At 63.7% G+C, this 20652-nt stretch carries 16 protein-coding genes; 11 read left to right on the forward strand and 5 right to left on the reverse strand.

The window, feature by feature from the left end:
• Positions 1 to 59 precede the first annotated feature (59 nt).
• Complete coding sequence (locus tag C5L14_RS01305; RefSeq protein WP_245443162.1) at positions 60 to 779, reverse strand: TetR/AcrR family transcriptional regulator; 720 nt, start codon at positions 777 to 779, stop codon at positions 60 to 62.
• Positions 780 to 1027: 248 nt separating this feature from the next.
• Here C5L14_RS01305 and C5L14_RS01310 point away from each other — a divergent pair, with 248 nt between their 5' ends.
• From C5L14_RS01310 to C5L14_RS01340, 7 genes are all read left to right on the forward strand, one after another.
• Positions 1028 to 2140 carry a sugar ABC transporter substrate-binding protein gene (locus tag C5L14_RS01310; protein WP_105860228.1) on the forward strand — a complete coding sequence of 371 codons (1113 nt, stop codon included), beginning with the start codon at positions 1028 to 1030 and terminating at the stop codon, positions 2138 to 2140.
• 185 nt (positions 2141 to 2325) lie between these two features.
• Positions 2326 to 3291, forward strand: coding sequence for an ABC transporter permease (locus C5L14_RS01315; protein ID WP_105860633.1), 966 nt, complete (start codon positions 2326 to 2328; stop codon positions 3289 to 3291).
• 7 nt (positions 3292 to 3298) lie between these two features.
• Positions 3299 to 4804: a sugar ABC transporter ATP-binding protein gene (locus C5L14_RS01320; protein WP_105860229.1), complete on the forward strand. Its 1506-nt coding sequence runs from the start codon at positions 3299 to 3301 to the stop codon at positions 4802 to 4804.
• 11 nt (positions 4805 to 4815) lie between these two features.
• Positions 4816 to 5757 (forward strand): ABC transporter permease, encoded by a 942-nt coding sequence (locus C5L14_RS01325; protein ID WP_105860230.1) that lies wholly within the window; start codon positions 4816 to 4818, stop codon positions 5755 to 5757.
• 11 nt (positions 5758 to 5768) lie between these two features.
• A complete protein-coding gene (locus tag C5L14_RS01330) occupies positions 5769 to 6803 on the forward strand; it encodes a zinc-dependent alcohol dehydrogenase (RefSeq protein ID WP_105860231.1) in 1035 nt (344 codons plus the stop codon).
• 88 nt (positions 6804 to 6891) lie between these two features.
• Positions 6892 to 8391 (forward strand): aldehyde dehydrogenase family protein, encoded by a 1500-nt coding sequence (locus tag C5L14_RS01335; RefSeq protein WP_105860232.1) that lies wholly within the window; start codon positions 6892 to 6894, stop codon positions 8389 to 8391.
• On the forward strand, positions 8391 to 9989 hold the full coding sequence (locus tag C5L14_RS01340; protein ID WP_105860233.1) for a GMC family oxidoreductase: 1599 nt from the start codon (positions 8391 to 8393) through the stop codon (positions 9987 to 9989). Before C5L14_RS01335 ends, C5L14_RS01340 begins: the two co-directional genes overlap by 1 nt.
• A 113-nt stretch (positions 9990 to 10102) precedes the next feature.
• Here C5L14_RS01340 and C5L14_RS01345 read toward each other — a convergent pair whose 3' ends face one another.
• Positions 10103 to 10921 (reverse strand): aldo/keto reductase, encoded by an 819-nt coding sequence (locus tag C5L14_RS01345; protein ID WP_105860234.1) that lies wholly within the window; start codon positions 10919 to 10921, stop codon positions 10103 to 10105.
• Positions 10922 to 11084: 163 nt separating this feature from the next.
• Here C5L14_RS01345 and C5L14_RS01350 point away from each other — a divergent pair, with 163 nt between their 5' ends.
• Both C5L14_RS01350 and C5L14_RS01355 read left to right on the forward strand, forming a co-directional pair.
• The gene (locus C5L14_RS01350; RefSeq protein WP_105860235.1) at positions 11085 to 12677 is read left to right on the forward strand and encodes an acyl CoA:acetate/3-ketoacid CoA transferase; all 1593 of its coding nucleotides are present in this window, start codon (positions 11085 to 11087) and stop codon (positions 12675 to 12677) included.
• Positions 12677 to 13447: an enoyl-CoA hydratase/isomerase family protein gene (locus C5L14_RS01355; RefSeq protein ID WP_105860236.1), complete on the forward strand. Its 771-nt coding sequence runs from the start codon at positions 12677 to 12679 to the stop codon at positions 13445 to 13447. The genes C5L14_RS01350 and C5L14_RS01355 overlap by 1 nt, the downstream gene beginning before the upstream one ends.
• 169 nt (positions 13448 to 13616) lie before the next feature.
• On the opposite strand, the gene C5L14_RS01360 is transcribed toward C5L14_RS01355, so the two are convergent.
• Positions 13617 to 14432, reverse strand: coding sequence for an oxidoreductase (locus C5L14_RS01360; protein ID WP_105860237.1), 816 nt, complete (start codon positions 14430 to 14432; stop codon positions 13617 to 13619).
• Positions 14433 to 14566: 134 nt separating this feature from the next.
• Positions 14567 to 15145, reverse strand: a complete 579-nt coding sequence (locus C5L14_RS01365; protein WP_105860634.1) for a TetR/AcrR family transcriptional regulator — start codon at positions 15143 to 15145, stop codon at positions 14567 to 14569.
• A gap of 86 nt (positions 15146 to 15231) precedes the next feature.
• Between C5L14_RS01365 and C5L14_RS01370 the strand changes: the two genes are divergently transcribed.
• Both C5L14_RS01370 and C5L14_RS01375 read left to right on the forward strand, forming a co-directional pair.
• On the forward strand, positions 15232 to 16347 hold the full coding sequence (locus C5L14_RS01370; protein WP_105860238.1) for an efflux RND transporter periplasmic adaptor subunit: 1116 nt from the start codon (positions 15232 to 15234) through the stop codon (positions 16345 to 16347).
• On the forward strand, positions 16344 to 19460 hold the full coding sequence (locus C5L14_RS01375; RefSeq protein WP_105860239.1) for an efflux RND transporter permease subunit: 3117 nt from the start codon (positions 16344 to 16346) through the stop codon (positions 19458 to 19460). Before C5L14_RS01370 ends, C5L14_RS01375 begins: the two co-directional genes overlap by 4 nt.
• A 167-nt stretch (positions 19461 to 19627) precedes the next feature.
• On the opposite strand, the gene C5L14_RS01380 is transcribed toward C5L14_RS01375, so the two are convergent.
• Positions 19628 to 20644, reverse strand: a complete 1017-nt coding sequence (locus tag C5L14_RS01380; protein ID WP_105860635.1) for an aldo/keto reductase — start codon at positions 20642 to 20644, stop codon at positions 19628 to 19630.
• Positions 20645 to 20652: the final 8 nt, after the last annotated feature.

Genomic DNA, 20652 nt, shown 5'->3' on the forward strand with positions numbered 1-20652 from the left:
CGACGCATCAAGTACCGGCCTCCGCTGGCGGCCTGGTTCGTCGGTGACCGGTTCAGGCGTCAGGCCTGGACGAGCCGCATAATGGTATCGACGTTGAAACGGATCCGCTCTTCGAGGGCTTCCGGGGTCATCAGGTCGCGCTGAAAGACAATCGAACCGGTATAGCGGTTGGTGAAATAATAATATCCGATCGCCGCAATCGTTATGTTCAGTTGAACGGGATCGATGCCCGATCGGAATTCGCCGGTCGCGACGCCACGATCGAGCAACTTGCCGACCATGTCGACGAAGCGCGTGCTGACCTGCCGGACGACCTCGGATTTCTTGATGTGCTTGGCCTTGTGCAGATTGGCGCTGTTGACCAGCGTCAGGAATTCGGGGTTCTTGAGGTAATAATTCCAGGTAAATCGCACCAGGCGTTCGAGCGCCTCCCTGGGAGGAAGTTGTTCCAGGTCGAGTTTTTGCTCCGCCGTCCGTATGTCGGAATAGGCATGTTCCAGGACACGCTGGAACAAATCTTCCTTGCTCTGGAAGTAATGATAGATCATGCGCTTATTGGCCTTGGCGCGTTCGGCGATGATGTCGACCCTTGCGCCGCCAAGTCCGTTCTTCGAAAATTCCTTTTTCGCGGCAGCCAGGATTCTCGCCTGGGTGGCTTCGGCGTCTCTGATCCGAGGGCGCTTGGGGGGCTTGGTGAGCATTCCTACCTCATTGGGCGTGGTCTGACGCGCCGCCATCCGTAATCCTATTCGGGGTAGCGCGCCTCTTTCCAGTTGCATTTTGTCGGCTGCTCGCCGGATTCGCTCCAGAATTTTGGTAACTTACTGGTTACTTTGGCGCGGCGCCAGTGCCGCATGCACTTTCCCACTCTCCCTTGCTGCAAGGACTTCAGGCTGGCTTCCCGCGTCAGGCGGCGTTGACACGTCATCGATAACGAAGTAACTAGATAGTGCAATATCGGGAACGCGGCGGCGTCCAGTGACGCTCAGAAGCGCGGCGCGATGCGCAGGTCCGCAGGGAGGAAGACATGTCGTTCATCAAGAAATTCATCGAGCAGGAGACGGTCAATCGCCGCAATCTGCTGCTGGCATCGGCCTATGGCCTGGGAGGCTTGGCGGCACTCGGCGCGCTGGGGCCGAATGCCGTGCGGGCGGCGACCGCCAATCCGACGATAGCCTGGAGCTATCGCGACAGGACCAATCCCTACTGGAACTACATCGTCTCGGGCGGTGAGGCCTTCGTCGAAAGCCTGGGGCTGCCCAAGACCGCCTTGGTCAATCTCATCAACGAGGGCTCCAGCGAAAAGTCGCTGGCGGACGTCAAGGCGCTGCTCGGCAAGAACGGCAGCAAGGTCGCGCTGGCGATCGATGCCAACGATGCGCCGAACTGCCGCCCCGTAGTGGAGGCCGTTGCCGCTGCAGGCGCCTATGTCTCGACCATCTGGAACAAGACCGACGACCTGCATCCCTGGGATTTCGGCGACCACTACGTCTCCCACATGACCTGGTCCGACGAAGGGCCGGCCGAGCAGACGGCCCGCATCCTCATGGACGCCATGGGCAAGAAGGGCGGCGTGGTTCACCTGGGCGGGATCGCCTCCAACAATCCCGCCATCGAGCGCCTCAACGGGCTCAAGAAAGCACTCAAGGATTATCCCGACGTCCAGTTGCTCGACGCGCAGCCGGCCGACTGGGATACCCAGAAGGCAAACCAGGTCATGGCCGGCTTCATCACGCGCTATGGCGACGAGATCAAGGGCGTTCACTGCGCCAATGACACGATCGCCTATGGCGTGCTCGAGGCGCTGCGCGCCGAAGGCATCGAAGGGATGCCCGTCGTTTCCTATGACGGCAACCAGCAGGCCGTGGAACTCGTTGCCAAGGGCCAGATCCTGGCGACGGTCTTCACCAATCCCTATTGGGGCGGCGGCATCAGTGCGGCGCTCGCCTATTATGCCGCGACGGGGGCGTTCAAGCCCTCGAACGAACCCAAGGAGCACCGTGAATTCTACGGGCCGACGATCCTGGTCACGCCCAAGGACGCCCTGGAATTCAAGGCCAAATATCTCGACACCAATCCCAAATATGACTGGAAGGACTTCTGGGGCCCGAGCAAGGGACAGATTCAGTACAAGTCCTGATCCTTTCCCTCCGCATCGGCCGCACGCCGCCCTCCAGAGCAAAGCGCGTTCAAGCATGAGCGCTTGTTTGCTCTGGTTCCCTGTTTCGACGCGTCTTTGCGTTTCTTGGTGATCCCGCCAAACCGCAAAACGCCATGGGGAGGGCGTGCGCCTGCGTCCCATTCCCTCTGATGCAAGAGCGCGACATGGATAGCCTGCTCACCAAGGACAATATTCAGAAATGGGCGCCGGTCCTGGTGCTCCTGGCGCTGGTGTTGTTCTTCTCCCTCGTCAATCCCAACTTCCTCTCGGTGCGCAATTTCGCCCGCATCGCGATTTCGTCGACGCCGGCGCTGATGGTTGCGGTGGGGGTAACGTTCGTCATCCTGATGGGCTCGATCGATCTGTCGATGGAAGGCTCGGTTGCCGTATGCGCGGTTCTGTTCGCCACGCTGTTCGGCGCGTTGGGCGGCTCCCTCGCGGGCTGGGGCTGGCTGGCGATTCCGGGCGCCATGGCGGTCGGGGCGATCTTCGGCGCCGTGACCGGCCTCATCCATGTCCGCCTGAAGATTCCCTCCTTCATGGCCAGCCTGTCCATGGGGTTCGTCGGCATCGGCCTTTCGCTGCTGATCACAGGGGGTGACCGCATCCTGGTCGAGGATCCTCTTTTCCGTTCGCTGCTCACCTATCGGCTCGGGGGTTTTCCGCTGATGGCCTATGTGGCGCTCGCGGCCTTGGTCGCCGGCTGGTTCATCCAGACGCAGACCACCATCGGGCGAAACTTCTATGCCGTCGGCGGCGGCGAGGACCTTGCCCACGCATCGGGGCTCAACGTCTCCAGGGTGCGGGTCATCTGCTTCATGATCGCCGGCGTCTTCTATGCCCTCGGCGCAATTCTCGCCGTCGCCCAGATCGGCATCGCCGAAACCGTGACCGGCCGCAACTTCATGTTCGTCTCGATCACGTCGGTCGTCGTCGGCGGTACGGCGCTGTGGGGCGGCGCCGGCGGCGTCTGGAACACGCTGGTCGGCGTGCTGATCGTCAACGTCATCGGCAATGGCATGGTGGTGATCGGCCTGCCGAGCTACGTCCAGGACGGCGTCCTCGGCCTCCTGGTCATCACCGCAGTCTATCTGTCCACCGATCGTCGATCGCTGGCCTTCGTGAAATAGGCGCGCCATGTTCGAACTTCGAAACGTCGAAAAACGCTTCCCCGGCGTCCATGCGCTGAAGGGCATCAATTTCCAGATCGACCGCGGCGAGATCGTCGGGCTCGTCGGGGAGAACGGTGCCGGCAAGTCCACGCTGATGAAGGTGATCTACGGTGCCGTCCAGCATGACGGCGGCGAGGTTCTCGTCGACGGCAAGGCGGTCCGTTTCCAGAACCCGCGCGAGGCCATGGATCGCGGTGTCGGCATGGTTTTCCAGGAGCAGTCGCTCATTCCCAACCTGACCGTGATGGAGAACATCTTCCTCGGCTTCGAGAAGCAGTTCGCCCGTTTCGGCAAGATCGACTGGAAGCGCATGGCGAAGGCGGCGGGCGAGCAGCTGAGGAAGGTCAAGCTGCAGATCGACCCCCGGACGGTCACTTCGAAGCTCTCCTTCGCCCAGCGCCAGCTCGTCGAACTGGCGAAGGTGCTGACGCTCGAGGAACGCGTGCATAGCCATTTGGTGATCCTCCTCGACGAGCCGACCTCGGTGCTTTCGAAGGAGGAGATCGGGCTTCTGTTCAGCCTGGTGCGGGACCTGCGCAAGCGGGCCTCCTTCATCTTCGTCTCGCATCGCCTCGACGAGGTCATCGAACTGTCCGATCGCATCTATGTCTTGAAGGACGGCGCGGTGGTCGATGTCGTCAAGGGCGCCGAGGCCATGGCCGAGAGCATCCAGCAGCGCATGGTCGGCCGCGACATCAACCAGGAATATTACCGGGAAGAAAAGCAGCGCCCCTACGATGTCCAGAGGCTGCTCCTGCAGGCGGACCGGATCAGCCTGCCCGGCCATTACAAGGATATTTCCGTCAAACTGCATGCCGGCGAGGTCCTGGCGCTCGTCGGGGTCGAAGGGTGCGGAAGTGAGGCGATCCTGCGCACGATCTTCGGGCTCGAGAGGATGCAATCGGGCACCCTGTCGCTCCATGGCGGCCTGGTGCACGATTTCGGTCCTTCCCAAGGCGTCGCCCGCGGCATCGGCTATGTTCCCAGGGAGCGCAAGATCGAAGGCATCGTCGGCGGCATGAACGTCTTCGAGAACATGACGCTCTCGCAGCTCGGCAATTATGCCAGGGCCGGCGTTCTGGACATCGGCTCCGAGCGCAAGCTCGCCCGCGACTGGATCAAGCGTCTGTCGATCAAGGCCTCCTCGGAGAATGCCGATTGCGGAAACCTCTCTGGCGGCAATCAGCAGAAGGTCGTGCTCGCAAAATGGCGCAGCGGCGGCTCGACCATCATCCTCCTCGACCATCCCACGCGCGGCCTCGACATCGGCGCCAAGGAGGACGTCTACGAAATGATCCGGGAGATGTCGGCCGACGGGGTGGGCATCGTGCTCATCGCCGATACGCTCGAAGAGGCCATCGGCCTCAGTCACACCATAGCCGTTGTCAAGGATGGCGAGATCCAAAAATGGTTCAACTGTCAGCCAGGCGAAAAGCCCTCCCTCTACGACCTGCTTCATCACATGACGTGAGTGCCAGGGTGATGAGCCTCCACCAGCTGAAACGCCATTTCCCGTGGATCACGCTCGTCGTGCTGATCCTGCTCGTCGGTGCCATGGACCCCACCTTCCTCAGGCCGCAGAACCTGATGGAGCTCGGCGCCGACATCGCGCCCCTGTTCATCATGGCGCTCGGCATGACGCTCGCCATCTATATCGGCGGCATCGATCTTTCGGCCCAATCCGTGGCGAACATGACCACGGTGCTCGCCACCTTGTCGCTGCCTTATCTCGGCGTCTTCAGCGCGCTCCTGATCGCAGTGGTCGGTCTGCTGTTCGGCGCCTTTTCCGGCCTGGTGACGACGAGGCTCAAGGTGCCCTCCTTCATCGCCACTTTGGCGGTCGGCGGCCTTGCCCTTTCGGTCGGCCAGTTCGCTTCGGGCCAGCGCGCCTTGCACATGGATGTGGCTGCAAGGGACCAGGCGTTCGGATGGATGTTCGGCAGAACCGCCGGAATTCCCCACGAACTCGTCGTTTCCTTGGGGCTGCTTGCGATTGCCTGGTTCATTCAAAGCCGGACGACCGCCGGGCGCACGCTGAAGGCCGTGGGGGCCGGCGAGCTTGCCGCCGTGGCATCGGGCATCCGCGTCGAGCGCTACAAGGTCCTGGCCTTCGCCCTTTCGGGGCTGTTTGCGGCGATCGCGGGGCTGATGTTCTCGGTCAAGCTGTCGGGCGGCTCGCCGACCCTGGCCGAGGGCTTCCTCCTGCCGGCCATCGTTGCGGTGCTGGTCGGCGGCACCCCGCTTACGGGTGGCGTCGGCGGTGTCGTCAACACGCTCATCGGCACGATGATCGTCGCGGTCGTGCGCGCGAGCATGCTCTATCTCAACATCCCCGCGACGGGGCAGCAGATTTTCTTCGGGATCGTGCTGATCGTCGCGATCGCCCTCACCATCGACCGCTCGAAGATGCGGATCGTGAAGTAGGGGAGAGCGACATGGAAACCATGCGAGCCGCCGTGCTCACCCGCCCCGGGGCATTCGAAGTCCGGGAGGTTCCCATCCCCTCTATCGGCCCGGATGATGCTCTCATCAGGGTGGAGCGCTGCGGCATCTGCGGCACCGACATCCACATCTTCAAGGGCCACTACGCCGCCGACACCCTGCCCTTCATCCCCGGGCACGAGTTCACCGGCACGGTGAGCCGTTTGGGGGACAGGGTCCAGGGCCTGAAGATCGGGCAGCGTGTCGTTGCGGACGTCAATATCGGCTGCGGCCATTGCTTCTTCTGCCGCCGCGGCGAGGTGCTCAACTGCCAGGCGGTCAGCCAGATCGGGATCCATCGTGACGGCGGATTTGCCGAATTCGTCGCGGTTCCGGCGCGGCTGGTCATTCCGGCGCCGGTCGCGGCGAAGTCCGAGCTGCTGGCGTTGACGGAGCCCGTTGCCTGTGTCGTCAGGGCAGCGCGCAAATCCGGCATCGGTTTCGGCATGTCGGTCGTCGTGCTCGGCGCCGGGCCGATCGGCAACCTGCACATCCAGATGATGCGTCTCGTCGGCGCCGCTCCGATCATTGCCGTGGAGCCCTCGCAACCTCGCGCGGCGCTCGCCGAAAAGGCCGGCGCCGATCTCGTCGTCACCGACCCCAGGGAGGCCCGGAGGCTCGTCGCCGAGATGACGCAGGGGCGCGGAGCGGACGTGGTGATCGAAAGCGTTGGTGCCACCGCTCTCTATGCCGAGGCTTTCAGGCTCATCCGCCCTGGCGGCCATGTCGCCGCCTTCGGCATCACGGGACCCAATGACAGCGTGCCGCTTCCCCTGCTCGAAACGGTCCTGCGGGAAAACTCGGTCAAGGGCTCGGTGGCCGGCATCGGCCAGGACATGCACGATGCCCTGACGCTGCTGAGCCATGGGCGTTTCCAGGTCGAGCCCTTCATTGGCTCGGTCGTACCGCTGAGCGCGATTCAATCGGCATTCGAGACGATTCAGGACCGTCCGGCCGTCCTGAAAACGCAGATCGACACGAGCGCATGACGGCGCCGATCGTTCGCGCCGCACCGACGAAATAACTTGCGCCCCGGCGCACTCATACGATTGCTCATCACTCGAGAGGATTCACGACATGGATCAGGTCGTCGCCAGACAGTCGCTTCCCGACACGCCCCGGATATTTGGCTTTTTTGTCGACGGAAAGCGGATGGAGGCTGGAGAACGAGCCTATTTCGAGCGCCGCAGCCCGGGCCATGACGTGCCGGTGACGCGCATTCCAAAATGCACCAGGGAAGACCTCGACCTTGCCGTGAAGGCGGCGCGTCGCGCTTTCGAGGACGGGCGCTGGTCGAGGATCCCGGCCGTCGAGCGTGCGGATGTCCTGCTGCGCGCGGCGCAGATCCTGCGCAGCCGCGCCGGGGAACTGGCCTATTGGGAGACCCTGGAGAACGGCAAACCCATCAGCCAGGCGCGGGCGGAAGTGGATGGCTGCGCCGGCATGTTCGAATATGCCGCCGGCCTGGCCAGGACGCTGCATGGCGATGCCTTCAACAATCTGGGGGATGGCATGTTCGGCCTGGTCACCCGGGAGCCGATCGGCGTGGTCGGGCTGATCACGCCGTGGAACTTTCCTTTCCTGATCCTCTGCGAGAGGGTGCCCTATATCCTCGCTGCCGGCTGCACCATCGTCGCAAAGCCTTCCGAGGTGACGTCTGCCACGACTCTCATGCTGGCCGAGATCCTGTCGGAAGCGGGGCTCCCCGACGGCTGCTACAATGTCGTCACCGGTTCGGGCAGCGTCATCGGCCAGGCCATGACCGAACATCTGGATATCGACATGGTGTCCTTCACCGGCTCGACCGCAGTGGGGAGGCGCTGCGTCGAGGCAGCCGGCGGCAATTTCAAGAAACTCGGCCTGGAACTCGGGGGCAAGAATCCGCAGATCGTCTTCGCGGATGCGGATCTGGAGGATGCCGCGGATGGTGTGGCGTTCGGCATCGGCTTCAACACCGGCCAATGCTGCGTGAGCGGCAGCCGCCTGATCGTGGAACGCTCGGTGGCGAGCGAGTTCGAAAAGCTGGTTGCCGCCAAGCTGGCCAAGGTCAGGATCGGCGATCCGCTCGATCCGGCCACGCAGATCGGCGCCATCACGACGACGGCCCAGAACAGGACCATTCTGGACTATATCGCCAAGGGCAGGGAGGAGGGCGCGCGGCTGGTCTGCGGCGGGGGAGCGCTCGACTTCGGCCGCGGCCAGTATATCGCACCCACTCTGTTCGCAGACGTCACCGGCGCGATGGCGATCGCCCGCGAGGAGATTTTCGGTCCCGTGCTGGCGGTCATGCCCTTCGACAGCGAGGCCGAAGCGATCGCCATGGCCAACGACACCGTCTATGGCCTGGCCGCGAGCGTGTGGACCAAGAATATCGACAAGGCCCTGAACGTCACGCGCCGTGTTCGCGCCGGCCGTTTCTGGGTCAACACCACGCTGGCCGGCGGCCCGGAACTTCCGCTGGGCGGGTTCAAACAGTCGGGCTGGGGACGCGAAGCCGGCTCCTACGGCATCGAGGAGTATACCCAGATCAAGTCCGTCCATATCGAGATTGGCAAGCGCGAGCCTTGGGTGCGCTGATGAAGGAACTCGGCTACGACTATGTGATCGTCGGCGGCGGCTCGGCGGGCTGCGTGCTTGCCGCGCGCCTCAGCGAGAACCCCGCCGTGCGCGTATTGCTGCTGGAGGCCGGCGGCCGTGACAGCAATCCCTACATTCACATGCCGGTCGGCTTCGCCAAGATGACGGCGGGCCCCCTGACCTGGGGACTCAAGACGGCTCCCCAGCGCCATGCCTGCGGCCGGGAGATTCCCTATGCCCAGGCGAAGGTGATCGGGGGCGGCTCCTCGATCAATGCGGAGATCTATACCAGGGGCCATGCCGCCGATTTCGACCGCTGGGCGGGCGAGGAGGGAGCCGCCGGCTGGTCCTTCAAGGAGGTGCTGCCCTATTTCATCCGCTCCGAGGGCAACACCATTCTATCGGGCGAGATGCACGGGGCTGATGGGCCGCTGGGCGTCTCCAACCTGCCCGATCCCCAGCCGATGTCGCGCGCCTTCGTCCAGGCCTGCCAGGAATTCGGCATGCCCTATAATCCCGACTTCAACGGCAGGGCGCAGGAAGGCGCGGGTATCTACCAGACCACCATCCGCAATGGGCGGCGCTGCTCGGCCGCCGTCGGCTATCTCAGGCCGGCGGCGAAGCGATCCAATCTCACTGTCGAGACCGGCTGCCTGGTGCGGCGCATCCTGTTCCAGAAGGCACGCGCCATTGGCGTCGAGTTCGTCAGGAACGGTCAGCTCGTCACCGCCAGAGCGGAGAGCGAGGTTCTCGTCACATCAGGCGCGATCGGATCGCCCAAGATCATGATGCTGTCGGGTGTCGGTCCAGCCGATCATCTCAAGAAGCTGGGAATCGAGGTCGTCGAGGATTTGCCGGGCGTAGGCGAGAACCTCAACGATCATTTCGGCGTCGATATCGTGGCCGAGCTGAAGGGTCCGACCAGCCTCGACAAATACAACAAGTGGCATTGGATGCTGTGGGCTGGGCTCCAATACCTGCTCTTCAAGTCCGGGCCGGTGACCTCCAACGTCGTCGAGGGCGGGGCCTTCTGGTATGGCGATGCCGGTGCCGCGATACCGGACCTGCAATTCCACTTCCTGGCCGGTGCGGGCGCCGAAGCCGGCGTGCCCACGGTGCCCTCCGGCTCTGGCATCACGCTGAACTCCTACACCCTTCGCCCCAAGAGCCGCGGATCAGTCCGGCTGGCGTCGTCGGATCCCGCCATCAATCCGATCGTCGACCCGAATTTCCTGGCGGAACCCGATGACGTTCGCGTTTCCGCCGAGGGAGTACGGATCAGCCGGGAGATCTTCGCCAAGCCTTCCCTGCAGAAGTTCATCAAGCGCCTGCACCTGCCGGGAGACGATGTCAGGACCAATGCCCAGTTCGCGGACTATGCGCGCCGCTATGGCAGGACCTCCTATCACCCCAGCGGCACCTGCAAGATGGGCATCGATGCCATGGCAGTGGTCGATCCGCAGCTGCGCGTGCGGGGCCTCGACCGCATCCGCATCTGCGACAGCTCGACCTTCCCCAGCCTCATCGGCTCGAACACCAATGCGGCCGCGATCATGGTCGGCGAGAAGGCGACGGACCTGATCCGCGGGAATATGTAAGAGACGGGTTTCCCGGGAGTGCGGACGTCCTCGTCCGCTCTTCTATCGGCAAGCGGAGTGCTTCCAAGTGCGGACGAGGACGTCCGCGCTCCCAGGAAGAGCCGGCAGCCACCTCAGTCCCATTCCGGCGCCCAGGGGATGAGGTCGCGTCCGACGATGCGCAGGTTCTTCTGGGTCTGCGCGTCGATCCGCGCCATGTCGATGCTCGACAGGGTGAAATCCATGATGTCGAAGTTCGAGCGGATGTTCTCCGGCTTGGTCGACATCGTGTTCAGCGGCACGCCTTTTTGGAGAATCCAGCGCAGGACGATCTGCCCCGCCGTCTTCCCATAGGCCTGGCCGATCTCGGCGAAGAGCGGTTGTTCGAAGACCTTTCCTCGGGCGACAGAGCAATAGGATGAGAGCGGGATGCCGGTCTCGTTGGCGGCGGCCAGCAGGATATCCTGATTGAGGAAGGGGTGAAACTCGACCTGGTTGGTGACGAGGGGGGCGTCGACGATCGATCTGGCCTGCCGCATCATGCCCGCCGTGTAGTTCGAGACGCCGATGTGGCGGGCGAGCCCCAGTTCCCGTGCCTTTTGAAGGAGCCCGAGCGAGGGGGCGATATTGCCGTCGGCCGGCGCCCAGTGCAGCAGCAGGACGTCGACGAAGTCGACACGAAGGTCCCGCAGGCTTTGTTCGACCGATGGGAGAAAGCGCTCATCGGAGAAATTGTGGATGCCGACCTTGGTGGTGATGCAAAGCTCGTCCCGCTTCACGCTGCCATTGGCCAGGCTTTCGCCGACCTCGGCTTCGTTCTCGTACATCTGTGCGGTATCGAAGGCGCGGTATCCTGTGGCCAAGGCCGTCTCGATCGCCTGCCGGCAGGCCTCGCCGCGCAGGGGGTAGGTGCCGAACGAGCGCTGGAACGTCCGCGTGAAATAGATGCTCATCCTTGTCGTTTCCTTTTTTTATCGCACTATCTAGTTACTTATATGACGTGTGTCGGCGGCCGGCAAGCCGTCGAATCCGGCCGGCGGATAAAAGGAGTTGAAGGCGCAGACGCTATAAGGTACTAACCATATAGTTACTTACAAGAATCCTCGCGAGGAGACGATGTCCAAGATCAAGAGCGCGCTCGAGGCGGTGCGGCGCATCGGCGACAAGGCGGTCGTTGCCGTGAATTCCTCCAGCGGGCTTTGCTGCCCCGACCTGGTTCTCCAGGCGCTGGGAGAGCGCTATCGCGAAGAGGGCCATCCCCGCCAGCTCACCATGATCCACCCGATTGCGGCGGGCGACATGTTCGGCACCAAGGGCGTCGACCATCTGGCCCAGGACGGTCTCATCGATACGGTCATCGGCGGGTCCTATCCATCCGGGCCCTCCTCGGCAGAACCGCCGCTGATCTGGCAGATGCTCGGCGAGAACAAGATCAGCGCCTACAACGTGCCCAGCGGCATCCTGTTCGACATTCTCCGGGAGGCGGCCGGAAAGCGCCCTGGCGTCCTGACCAAGGTCGGGCTCGACACCTTCGTCGATCCGGCGCTCGATGGCTGCGCCATGAACGATCGCGCCCGGTCGCGGCCGATCGTGCGCAGGGTCCAGTTCGAGGGCGACGAGTGGCTCTATTTCCCGGCGATCGCGCCGGATGTCGCCATCATCCGGGCCTCGACGGCGGACGAGCGCGGCAACCTGACTTTCGAGCATGAAGGCGCCTATCTCGGAGCCATGGAACTGGCGCTGGCTGCGCACAATTCCGGCGGTACCGTCATTGCGCAGGTCAAGCGGATCGCCCAAGCGGGCACGCTGCGTCCGCATGACGTGCGAGTGCCCGGCATCCTCGTCGACATCATCGTCGAGGCGCCGGACCAGTTGCAGACGACGGCGACGGCCTATGATCCCGCGATATCGGGCGAGCTGTTCCGCCCCCTCGATACCTTCACGATCCCCGCCTTCGACGCGGCCAAGGTGATGGCCCGGCGCGTGGCGATGGAGCTCGAGAGCGGCTGGGCCGTGAACATCGGCTTCGGCATTTCGGCGAATGTCCCGCGCATCCTGCTGGAGGAAGGCAGGCACGGCGAGATCACCTGGGTGATCGAGCAGGGGGCTGTCGGGGGAATCCCGCTGCTCGACTTCAAGTTCGGCTGCTCCTCCAATGCCGAGGCGTTCGTCGCCTCGCCGCATCAGTTCACCTATTTCCAGGCCGGCGGCTTCGATGCCTCCCTCCTGTCCTTCCTGCAGATCGGGCAGGATGGCTCCGTCAACGTCTCCAAGCTGGCGGTGCGCCCGCATGTGACGGCCGGCGCCGGAGGTTTCGTCGACATCACCGCCCGCGCCAGGAAGATCGTGTTCTCGGGCTATTTCAACGCCGGTGCGAAACTGTCGGTGGCCGATGGCAAGCTGAGAATCGACAGGGAAGGCAAGGTCGCCAAGCTCGTGCCCGAGGTCGACCAGGTCTCGTTCTCCGGCAAGCGCGCCACGCTGCAGAACCAGGACGTGACCTATGTCACCGAGCGCTGCGTGCTGAAGCTGATCGAAGGCCGGCTGACCGTCACCGAGATTGCGCCCGGCGTGGATCTCAAGCGCGACATCCTCGACCAGGCCGCCTTTCCGCTCGCCGTTGCCGAGCCCCTCCTGTCGATGCCGGCCGATCTCTTCCTGCCCGATCGCCGCGGCCGGCCGGCAGTCACCAGAGAGGCGGCCGAGTGATGGGCGAGGATGGCGTCCGCCTGAGGGTCGAGGGACCGGTTGCGACCATCGTCATCGAACGCGAGGGCAAGCTCAACGCCTTCGATGCTGCCATGGTGGCGGAGCTCCAGCGTCTGTGCGCCCTCATCGAGCGTGATGCGGCCATCCGCGTCGCTGTCATGACCGGAGCAGGGGCGAAGGCGTTCTCGGCGGGCGGCGACATCGAGGCCTGGAGCCGGGAGACACCGGAGGATTTCGGCCGGTTCTGGGTGCGCGAGGGGCACGCCGCCTTCGATGCGCTGGCCCGTCTGCGCCAGCCCCTCATCGCCGTGCTGAACGGCCATGCCTTGGGTGGCGGCCTGGAGCTTGCCGCCTGCGCGGACTATCGCATTGCGGAGGCTCACGCCAAGATCGGGCAGCCGGAGACCGGGCTCGGCATCATTCCGGGATGGTCGGGTACGCAGCGCGCGACACGCCGCTTCGGTGCCCAGGCCGTCCGGCGCATGGCGATCTTCGGCGAGATTCTCACCGCCGGGGAAGCGCGCGAACTCGGCATCGTGGACGAGGTGGTGGACACCGGCCAGGGGTTTGCCCGGGCCACGGTGCTTGCCGAAAAGGTGTGCTCGCGCGCGCCCCTGGCAACCGAGATCGCGAAGATGCTGGTGAATGCCGCCGAAACGGAAGAGACGGAGCGGGTTTTCGACTGCCTCGCCGGCATGGCCGCCGCGCAATCGAGCGAGTTGCAGGCCGGCCTTGCCGCGTTCCGCCAAAGGCGGCCGCCGAAATTCTGACAAGGCAATGGCGTCGGGTTAACACCACCCCACAGAATAGGTGATACCAACGGTATTGATGCTTGACCGATCAAGCACCGTCATTACGAGCGCAGCCGTTGGCCCAGAATTCCCTTCCCGCCGCTTTCGGGGGCGCCGGAATGACAGCGGTCCATCTCAACGCGCCGGTTCAGACCGGCAGCTTGTTCTGCTTTCGCAGGGCTTTGTCAAAGGCGGATTCTGGAACGAGACGGCGCAAGAAACTGATCCGGCGCGCCATTTTCCCCGCTGCATAGCGCCTTCTCGGCACAGCGACGGTCGCGGCCTGCACAACCGTCTTGGCGACGACTTCGGGGGCATCTCCTGTTTCGATGGCCTTGCGCATGACCTCGCCCACGCCAGCCCGTGCCGAGGCATAGATGTCGAGCGCTCTATCCGGCCTTGTGAGATTTTCCTCGAACGAGGTCCGCGTATAGGCGGGCTCGACCAACACGACCCGAATTCCGAATGAGCGCAGCTCGTGATCGAGCGATTCGGAATAGCCTTCGATGGCATGCTTGGTCGATGCATAAAGCGCGGAGTAGGGAGCAGGAATGAAGCCGAGAACGGAGCTCAAATTAACGATTCTGCCGCTTCCCTGCCGGCGCATGATGGGCAACACGGCGTGGGTCACGCGCAAGACACCGAAGACGTTTACGTCAAACAGGGCCTGGGCCTGCGCGGTCGAAGAGTCTTCCGCGGCGCCGAGCAGGCCAATGCCGGCATTGTTGACGAGCAAATCGATACGGCCGGCCTCGTCTAGAACCGTGTTGATCAGTTCCGCGACGGATTCCTCGTCGGTCACGTCACAGGGCAGCATTGTAATGCCGTCCACGTTTTCGGCGTTGGGGCGACGGCTGGTTCCAAATACGCGAAAGCCCGCCTGCTGCAGAGCTTTGGCTGTTGCACGCCCGATGCCGGTGGATGCACCAGTCACCAGGGCGATGCCGGGTTTGGTCGTGGTCATGGTAATGGTTCTTTCTTGGGGTTGTAAGGGCCGTTGCACGGTCCTGCGCGGCAGTTCGTCGAGACCCTGATGTGCCCGTCAGCCTGCTGCCGCCGTGGCCGACAGCGGTCTCCGTCATCGTTCACCGTCATTGTTCACCTGGCGGCGGTCTCACGGATCTGACGCTCAGCCGCGGTCAGGAAGCCTTGTGCCAGTTCGGGGTCGTTGACCACGCGAGACAGCGTCAATGCGCCGAGCATCGTGGAAAGAATGGCCATCGCCTTGTCCTTGGTTTCCTCGCCCTGCGGCGCGGAAACCATGGTGGCGAGCGTGTCGAGATAGGCCCTGATCCCTGTTTCGAACGACGCCTTCACGGTGCTGCTCTGTCTGGCAGCATCCGAGCCCAGCGCCGCAACCGGACAGCCGTCCATCCTCTCCTCGCGATGTCCCATGCTGAGGTAAAAGCGGAGCACGGTGCCCAGGGGGTCATCAGGATTTTCTGCGATGGCGGCGGCCCATATTTGCGCGGCGCTTTCCATCGCCCGTTTGGACGCCTGCGCCGCCAAGTCTTCCTTCGATGCGAACTGCTTGTAAAAGGCGCCTTGCGTCAGCCCTGCACCCTTCATCAAGTCCTTAAGCCCGATGCCGTCAAAACCGTGCTCGCGGAAGAGGCGGCCTGACACGTTGATCACGGCTTGGCGGTTTTCCTCGGCTTGAACGCGACTGACCCGCATCATTGATCCTCGTATTTAGATTGCATTCGAAATCTATATCACTTATAGAGGTCGAACGCAATCTATCTCTCGATGAGGGCACGGACATGAAACTCAAACCCATTCTGGTGGGAGGAAGCGCGCTGATCGCAGTACTGGCCGCGGCCGGTTTCGTCGTGCTTGTCGCGCGCCCTCACCACGCTTCGGCCGAAAGCGACCCCAGGCAGGAGCCGCCTCTGGTCAAGGTGATGGCGGCAAGCGCCATGGCCGGCAACGAGCGCAGCTTTACCGGTCTCGTCGGCGCCAGGGTGCAGAGCAATCTCGGTTTTCGGGTTGCCGGCAAAATCCTGGAACGGCTGGTAAACGCCGGACAACACGTCAAGGCCGGTCAGCCCCTGATGCGGATCGACGAGACGGACCTGCGCCTCGCATTGACAGCAAAGCGCAACGCCGTTGCGGCGGCACGGGCGGTCCTGGTGCAGGCAAGTGCGGACGAGAAGCGGTATGCAGCGCTTGTCAAGAGCGGACTGGCCGCGACCCCGCAGCGTTACGAACAGGCCAAGGCGGCGTTGGACACGGCCACGGCGCAGCTTGCCGCGGCAGAAGCAGAAGCGAAGGTTGCAGAGAACGAGGCGACCTATTCCGTTCTGGTGGCGGATGCGGACGGGATGGTGGTCGAAACACTCGGCGAGCCGGGGCAGGTTGTCTCTGCCGGCCAGCCGGTGGTTCGGATCGCGGAGGCCGGCCCTCGCGAAGCCGTGGTGGCGCTGCCTGAAACAATCCGGCCGGCGATCGGCTCGGCGGCCGAGGCGGGCCTGTATGGGGCCGATGGGCGGCGCTATGCCGCCCATCTGCGGCAGTTGTCGGATGCCGCCGATGCCCAGACCCGTACCTACGAGGCCCGTTATGTGCTCGACGGCGAAGCCGCTGCGGCACCGCTCGGCGCGACGGTAACCATTCGGCTTGCGAACCAGGCGAGCCAGCCGGAAGTCGAGGTGCCGCTTGGCGCGGTGCTCGATGATGGCAGGAAGACCGGCGTCTGGGTCTTGGACAGTGCTAACTCGACCGTGCACTTCCGGCCCGTCAAGCTTGTGCGCGTGACCGGCGAAACCGCCATGATCTCCGGCGTGAATTCAGGCGATCCTGTCGTTTCGCTCGGCGCTCATCTGCTGCAGGAAGGCGTTCGCGTCCGCACCGCTTCTCAGAGCGGGGGCGACCGATGAGCCTCAATCTTTCCGCGATCGCCGTCCGCGAGCGGGCGGTCACTCTGTTCTTCATTCTGTTGCTGGTGGCTGGCGGCGCCTACGCCTTCCTCATGCTCGGACGGGCGGAGGATCCGAACTTCACCATCAAGACCCTCACGGTCACGACGGCATGGCCTGGCGCCACGGCGCGCGAAATGCAGGATCTCGTCGCGGAGCCATTGGAGAAACGGATTCAGGAACTGACCTGGTACGATCGGGTCGAGACGACCACGCGGCCGGGTTATGCGTATATGACGGTCACGCTGAAGGACAGCACACCGCCATCCGCCGTGCAGGAAGAGTTCTACCAGGCCCGCAAGAAGCTTGCCGACGAAGCCCGCAACCTGCCGTCCGGCGTCTACGGCCCCTTCGTCAATGACGAATATTCGGATGTGAGCTTCGCCCTCTATGCGCTCAAGGCCAAGGGCATGCCGATGCGCGAACTGGCCAGGCAGGCCGAGGTGATCCGCCAGGACCTTCTGCACGTGCCCGGCGTCAAGAAGATCAACATTCTCGGTGAACGTCCCGAACAGATATTCGTCGAATTCTCCTACGCCAGGCTGGCGACCCTCGGCGTGTCGGCACGAGATATTGTCGCCGCCTTGCAGCGGCAGAACACCGTCACCCCGGCAGGCTCGATCGACACGCGCGGGCCGCAAGTCTTCATCCGGATCGATGGTGCTTATGACAGCGTCCAGGCGATCGCCGATACGCCGATCATCGCCGCGGGGCGAACACTGAAGCTTTCCGACGTGGCCGAGGTTCGCCGCGGCTATGAGGACCCGCCCGGCTACCTCATCCGCCATCAGGGCGAACCCGCCGTCATGCTGGCGGCGGTCATGCAGGAGGGCTGGAACGGCTTGGCGCTCGGCAAGGCGCTGGAGGAGAGGACGGCGGCGATCGCACGGACCCTGCCGCTCGGAATGACGCTCGACAAGGTGACCGATCAGGCCGTCAACATCAGCTCGGCGGTCGACGAGTTCATGATGAAGTTCGCCATGGCGCTCGGCGTGGTGCTGCTCGTGAGTCTCGTCAGCCTGGGCTGGCGCGTCGGCATCGTGGTGGCGGCCGCCGTACCCCTGACGCTTGCCGTCGTCTTCCTGATCATGCTCGAGACCGGCCGCTTCTTCGACCGCATCACGCTTGGCGCCCTTATCCTGGCGCTCGGCCTTCTCGTCGATGACGCCATCATCGCCATCGAGGCGATGGTGGTGAAGATGGAAGAGGGCATGTACCGCATCAAGGCGGCCGCCTATGCCTGGAGCCACACGGCGGCGCCGATGCTGTCCGGCACGCTCGTGACGATCGCCGGCTTCCTGCCGGTCGGCTTCGCGCCTTCGACGGCCGGCGAATACGCCGGCAACATCTTCTGGGTCGTTGGCTTCGCCCTTATCGTCTCCTGGGTCGTCGCGGTGGCCTTTACACCCTATCTCGGCGTCAAGATGCTGCCCGAGATCAAACCGGTCGAAGGCGGCCATCATGCGATCTATGGTTCGCCGAATTATCGGCGCCTGCGAAGGCTGATCATCTTCGCTGTGCGCCATAAATTCCTGACCTGCGCCATCGTCGGCGTTGCGTTTCTGCTTGCTGGTGCCGGCATGGGCGCCGTCAAACAGCAGTTCTTCCCGACATCCGACCGTCCCGAGGTGCTGGTGGAGGTTCGCCTGCCGGAAGGCACCAGCATCGAGACCACCACCGCGGCCGTCGAAAAGCTCGAACATTGGCTGCGTGAACAGCCGGAGGCCAAGATCGTGACGAGTTATGTCGGCCAGGGCGCTCCGAGGTTCTTCCTGGCGCTGTCGCCCGAGCTGCCCGATCCCGCCTTCGCCAAGATCGTTGTGCTGACACCGGATGCCGAGGAGCGCGAGCGCCTGAAGCACCGGCTTCGGCAGGCGGTGGCGCAGGGGCTCGCGCCGGAGGCCTATGTACGCGTCACGCGGTTCGTCTTCGGTCCTCCCTCGATCTTTCCGGTCGAGTTCCGGATCATCGGGCCCGATCCCGCACAGCTCTACGCCATTTCCGACAAGGCGCTCGAAATCATGCGGCGCGTGCCCGACGTGCGGGAGGCAAACCGCGACTGGGGCAATCGTACGCCCGTGCTGCGCTTCGTACCGGATCAGGATCGGCTGAACCTCATCGGCCTGTCACCGGCCGAGGTGGGCCAGCAACTCCAGTTCCTTCTCACCGGCCTTCCCGTCACGCAGGTCCGTGAGGACATCCGCAACGTTCCCATCGTGGCACGCAGCGCCGGGGCTGAGAGGCTCGATCCGGCGCGTCTCGCGGACTTCTCCCTCACCACGCGCGACGGACGTTCGATCCCCCTCGACCAGATCGGTCATTCGGAAATCCGTCTGGAAGAGCCGATCCTCAAGCGCCGCGATCGCATGCCGGTCATAACCGTCCGCTCGGATCTCAATGAGGCCACGCAGCCTCCGGAGGTCTCCAAGCAGGTCATGCAGGCCCTGCAGCCGCTGATCGCATCCCTTCCGTCCGGCTATCGCATCGAAATGGGTGGCTCGATCGAGGAGGCGGCCAAGGCCAATGCGGCGCTTGCGAAGATCTTCCCGGTCATGATCGCCGCCACGCTGATCATCATCATGCTGCAGGTGCGCTCCTTCTCGATGATGGCGATGGTCTTGCTGACGGCGCCGCTTGGCCTCGTCGGCGTGGTGCCGGCGCTGCTCATCTTCAACCAGCCTTTCGGGTTCAACGCCATTCTCGGCCTGATCGGATTGGCCGGGATCCTGATGCGCAACACGCTGATCCTTACCGAGCAGATCAAGGAGAACCGTGCGGCAGGGCTTGATGACTATCACGCCGTCATCGAAGCCACGGTGCAACGCACACGTCCCGTGATCCTGACGGCGCTCGCCGCGGTACTCGCCTTCATCCCGCTGACGCATTCCGTCTTCTGGGGATCGATGGCCTATACCCTGATCGGCGGCACGGCGGTCGGTACGGTGCTGATCCTGCTCTTCCTCCCCGCCCTCTACGCCGCGTGGTTCCGGATCAAACCGACGGCCGATGAGATCGACATGTCAGCTTCTTCCGACGAACCCATGAAGCTGCATGCCGTAAGGGCTGCCGAATAGAGCGGGATCGCCGCGGCCGTCCGTCCGGGTTTGCGGTCCGGAGCAAGTGCGATCTTTCTGACCCGCACTTGCTCCGACTCTTGTTCTGACGCGTTTTCTCAATCGAAAAGTCTATCGACTTTTCTGGAAGACGCTCGAACGGCGACCGGTGTCGGGTAGGGTCTCGCTCATGCCGGGACCGGCGCGTCCTCGCGCAGCAACTGCTTGCTTTTCAGTTCGGCCCAGAAATCCGAGGGAATGGGGTGGCTGAACCATTCCAGGTTCTGGTCGAGCTGCTCCACCGTGCGCGTTCCCGCGCAGAAGGCCGGGATGGCGGGGTGGGCGACCACGAATTGCAGCGCCGCGGCGGCAAGCGGCACCTTGTGGTCACGGCACACCGCCTCGATCCTGGCGACCTTTTCCATCACCGCGGCCGGGGCGGGGGCGTAATTGTATTTCGCTCCGGGTATGGCTCCGGTTGCCAGGATTCCGGAATTGAAGCCGCCGCCGACCAATACGGCAGCGCCGCGCTCCTGGCAAAGCGGCAGGAAGCCGTCGAGGGCCTCCTGTTCGAGAAGCGTGTAGCGACCGGCGAGGAGGAAACAGTCGAAGTCGCGCTGCTTGAGCGCCTCGTGGCAGACTTCCCATTCGTTGACACCGACGCCGATCGCCTTCACCGCGCCTTCCGAGCGCAGGCGTTCCAGGGCACGCCAGCATCCGTCCATGGCCTGCCTGAACACTTCCGGCTGATCGTCGCCACGCGTGAAGCGGTCGATGTCGTGAATGAACAGCATGTCGATGCGTTCGAGCGCGAGCCGCTGCAGGGAATCCTCGAAGGCCCTCATCGTGCCGTCATAGCTGTAGTCGAAGCTCATCGTATTCGGCGCCGCATTGACCCAGGGCGCGAAGTCGATGTCGGCACGCCTGGCCGGGTGCAGGACGCGCCCTACCTTCGACGCGACCACGAATTCGTCGCGCCTCTTCCAGCGCAGCGCCTGCCCCAGGCGCAGTTCCGAAAGGCCGTGCCCGTACATCGGTGCCGTGTCGTAGAAGCGTACGCCGGCATTCCAGGCGTGCTGCACCATTTCGTCGGCAACCGCCTCGCTGATCTCGCGCTGGAAATTCCCGATCGGCGCCGTCCCGAAGGCAAAGGCGGTGACCTCGATGTTGCTGCGGCCGAATTTCCGCTTTTCCGATGGCTTCATGGCTTCCT

It is taken from the genome of Labrys okinawensis, from assembly GCF_002982075.1.
Lineage (GTDB): Bacteria > Pseudomonadota > Alphaproteobacteria > Rhizobiales > Labraceae > Labrys > Labrys okinawensis_A.

Excerpts from the sequence above, each read along its gene's own strand:
- C5L14_RS01305 (WP_245443162.1), bottom strand. The coding sequence starts at position 779 with ATGCAACTGGAAAGAGGCGCGCTACCCCGAATAGGATTACGGATGGCG.
- C5L14_RS01310 (WP_105860228.1), top strand. The coding sequence starts at position 1,028 with ATGTCGTTCATCAAGAAATTCATCGAGCAGGAGACGGTCAATCGCCGC.
- C5L14_RS01315 (WP_105860633.1), top strand. The coding sequence starts at position 2,326 with ATGGATAGCCTGCTCACCAAGGACAATATTCAGAAATGGGCGCCGGTC.
- C5L14_RS01320 (WP_105860229.1), top strand. The coding sequence starts at position 3,299 with ATGTTCGAACTTCGAAACGTCGAAAAACGCTTCCCCGGCGTCCATGCG.
- C5L14_RS01325 (WP_105860230.1), top strand. The coding sequence starts at position 4,816 with ATGAGCCTCCACCAGCTGAAACGCCATTTCCCGTGGATCACGCTCGTC.
- C5L14_RS01330 (WP_105860231.1), top strand. The coding sequence starts at position 5,769 with ATGGAAACCATGCGAGCCGCCGTGCTCACCCGCCCCGGGGCATTCGAA.
- C5L14_RS01335 (WP_105860232.1), top strand. The coding sequence starts at position 6,892 with ATGGATCAGGTCGTCGCCAGACAGTCGCTTCCCGACACGCCCCGGATA.
- C5L14_RS01340 (WP_105860233.1), top strand. The coding sequence starts at position 8,391 with ATGAAGGAACTCGGCTACGACTATGTGATCGTCGGCGGCGGCTCGGCG.
- C5L14_RS01345 (WP_105860234.1), bottom strand. The coding sequence starts at position 10,921 with ATGAGCATCTATTTCACGCGGACGTTCCAGCGCTCGTTCGGCACCTAC.
- C5L14_RS01350 (WP_105860235.1), top strand. The coding sequence starts at position 11,085 with ATGTCCAAGATCAAGAGCGCGCTCGAGGCGGTGCGGCGCATCGGCGAC.
- C5L14_RS01355 (WP_105860236.1), top strand. The coding sequence starts at position 12,677 with ATGGGCGAGGATGGCGTCCGCCTGAGGGTCGAGGGACCGGTTGCGACC.
- C5L14_RS01360 (WP_105860237.1), bottom strand. The coding sequence starts at position 14,432 with ATGACCACGACCAAACCCGGCATCGCCCTGGTGACTGGTGCATCCACC.
- C5L14_RS01365 (WP_105860634.1), bottom strand. The coding sequence starts at position 15,145 with ATGCGGGTCAGTCGCGTTCAAGCCGAGGAAAACCGCCAAGCCGTGATC.
- C5L14_RS01370 (WP_105860238.1), top strand. The coding sequence starts at position 15,232 with ATGAAACTCAAACCCATTCTGGTGGGAGGAAGCGCGCTGATCGCAGTA.
- C5L14_RS01375 (WP_105860239.1), top strand. The coding sequence starts at position 16,344 with ATGAGCCTCAATCTTTCCGCGATCGCCGTCCGCGAGCGGGCGGTCACT.
- C5L14_RS01380 (WP_105860635.1), bottom strand. The coding sequence starts at position 20,644 with ATGAAGCCATCGGAAAAGCGGAAATTCGGCCGCAGCAACATCGAGGTC.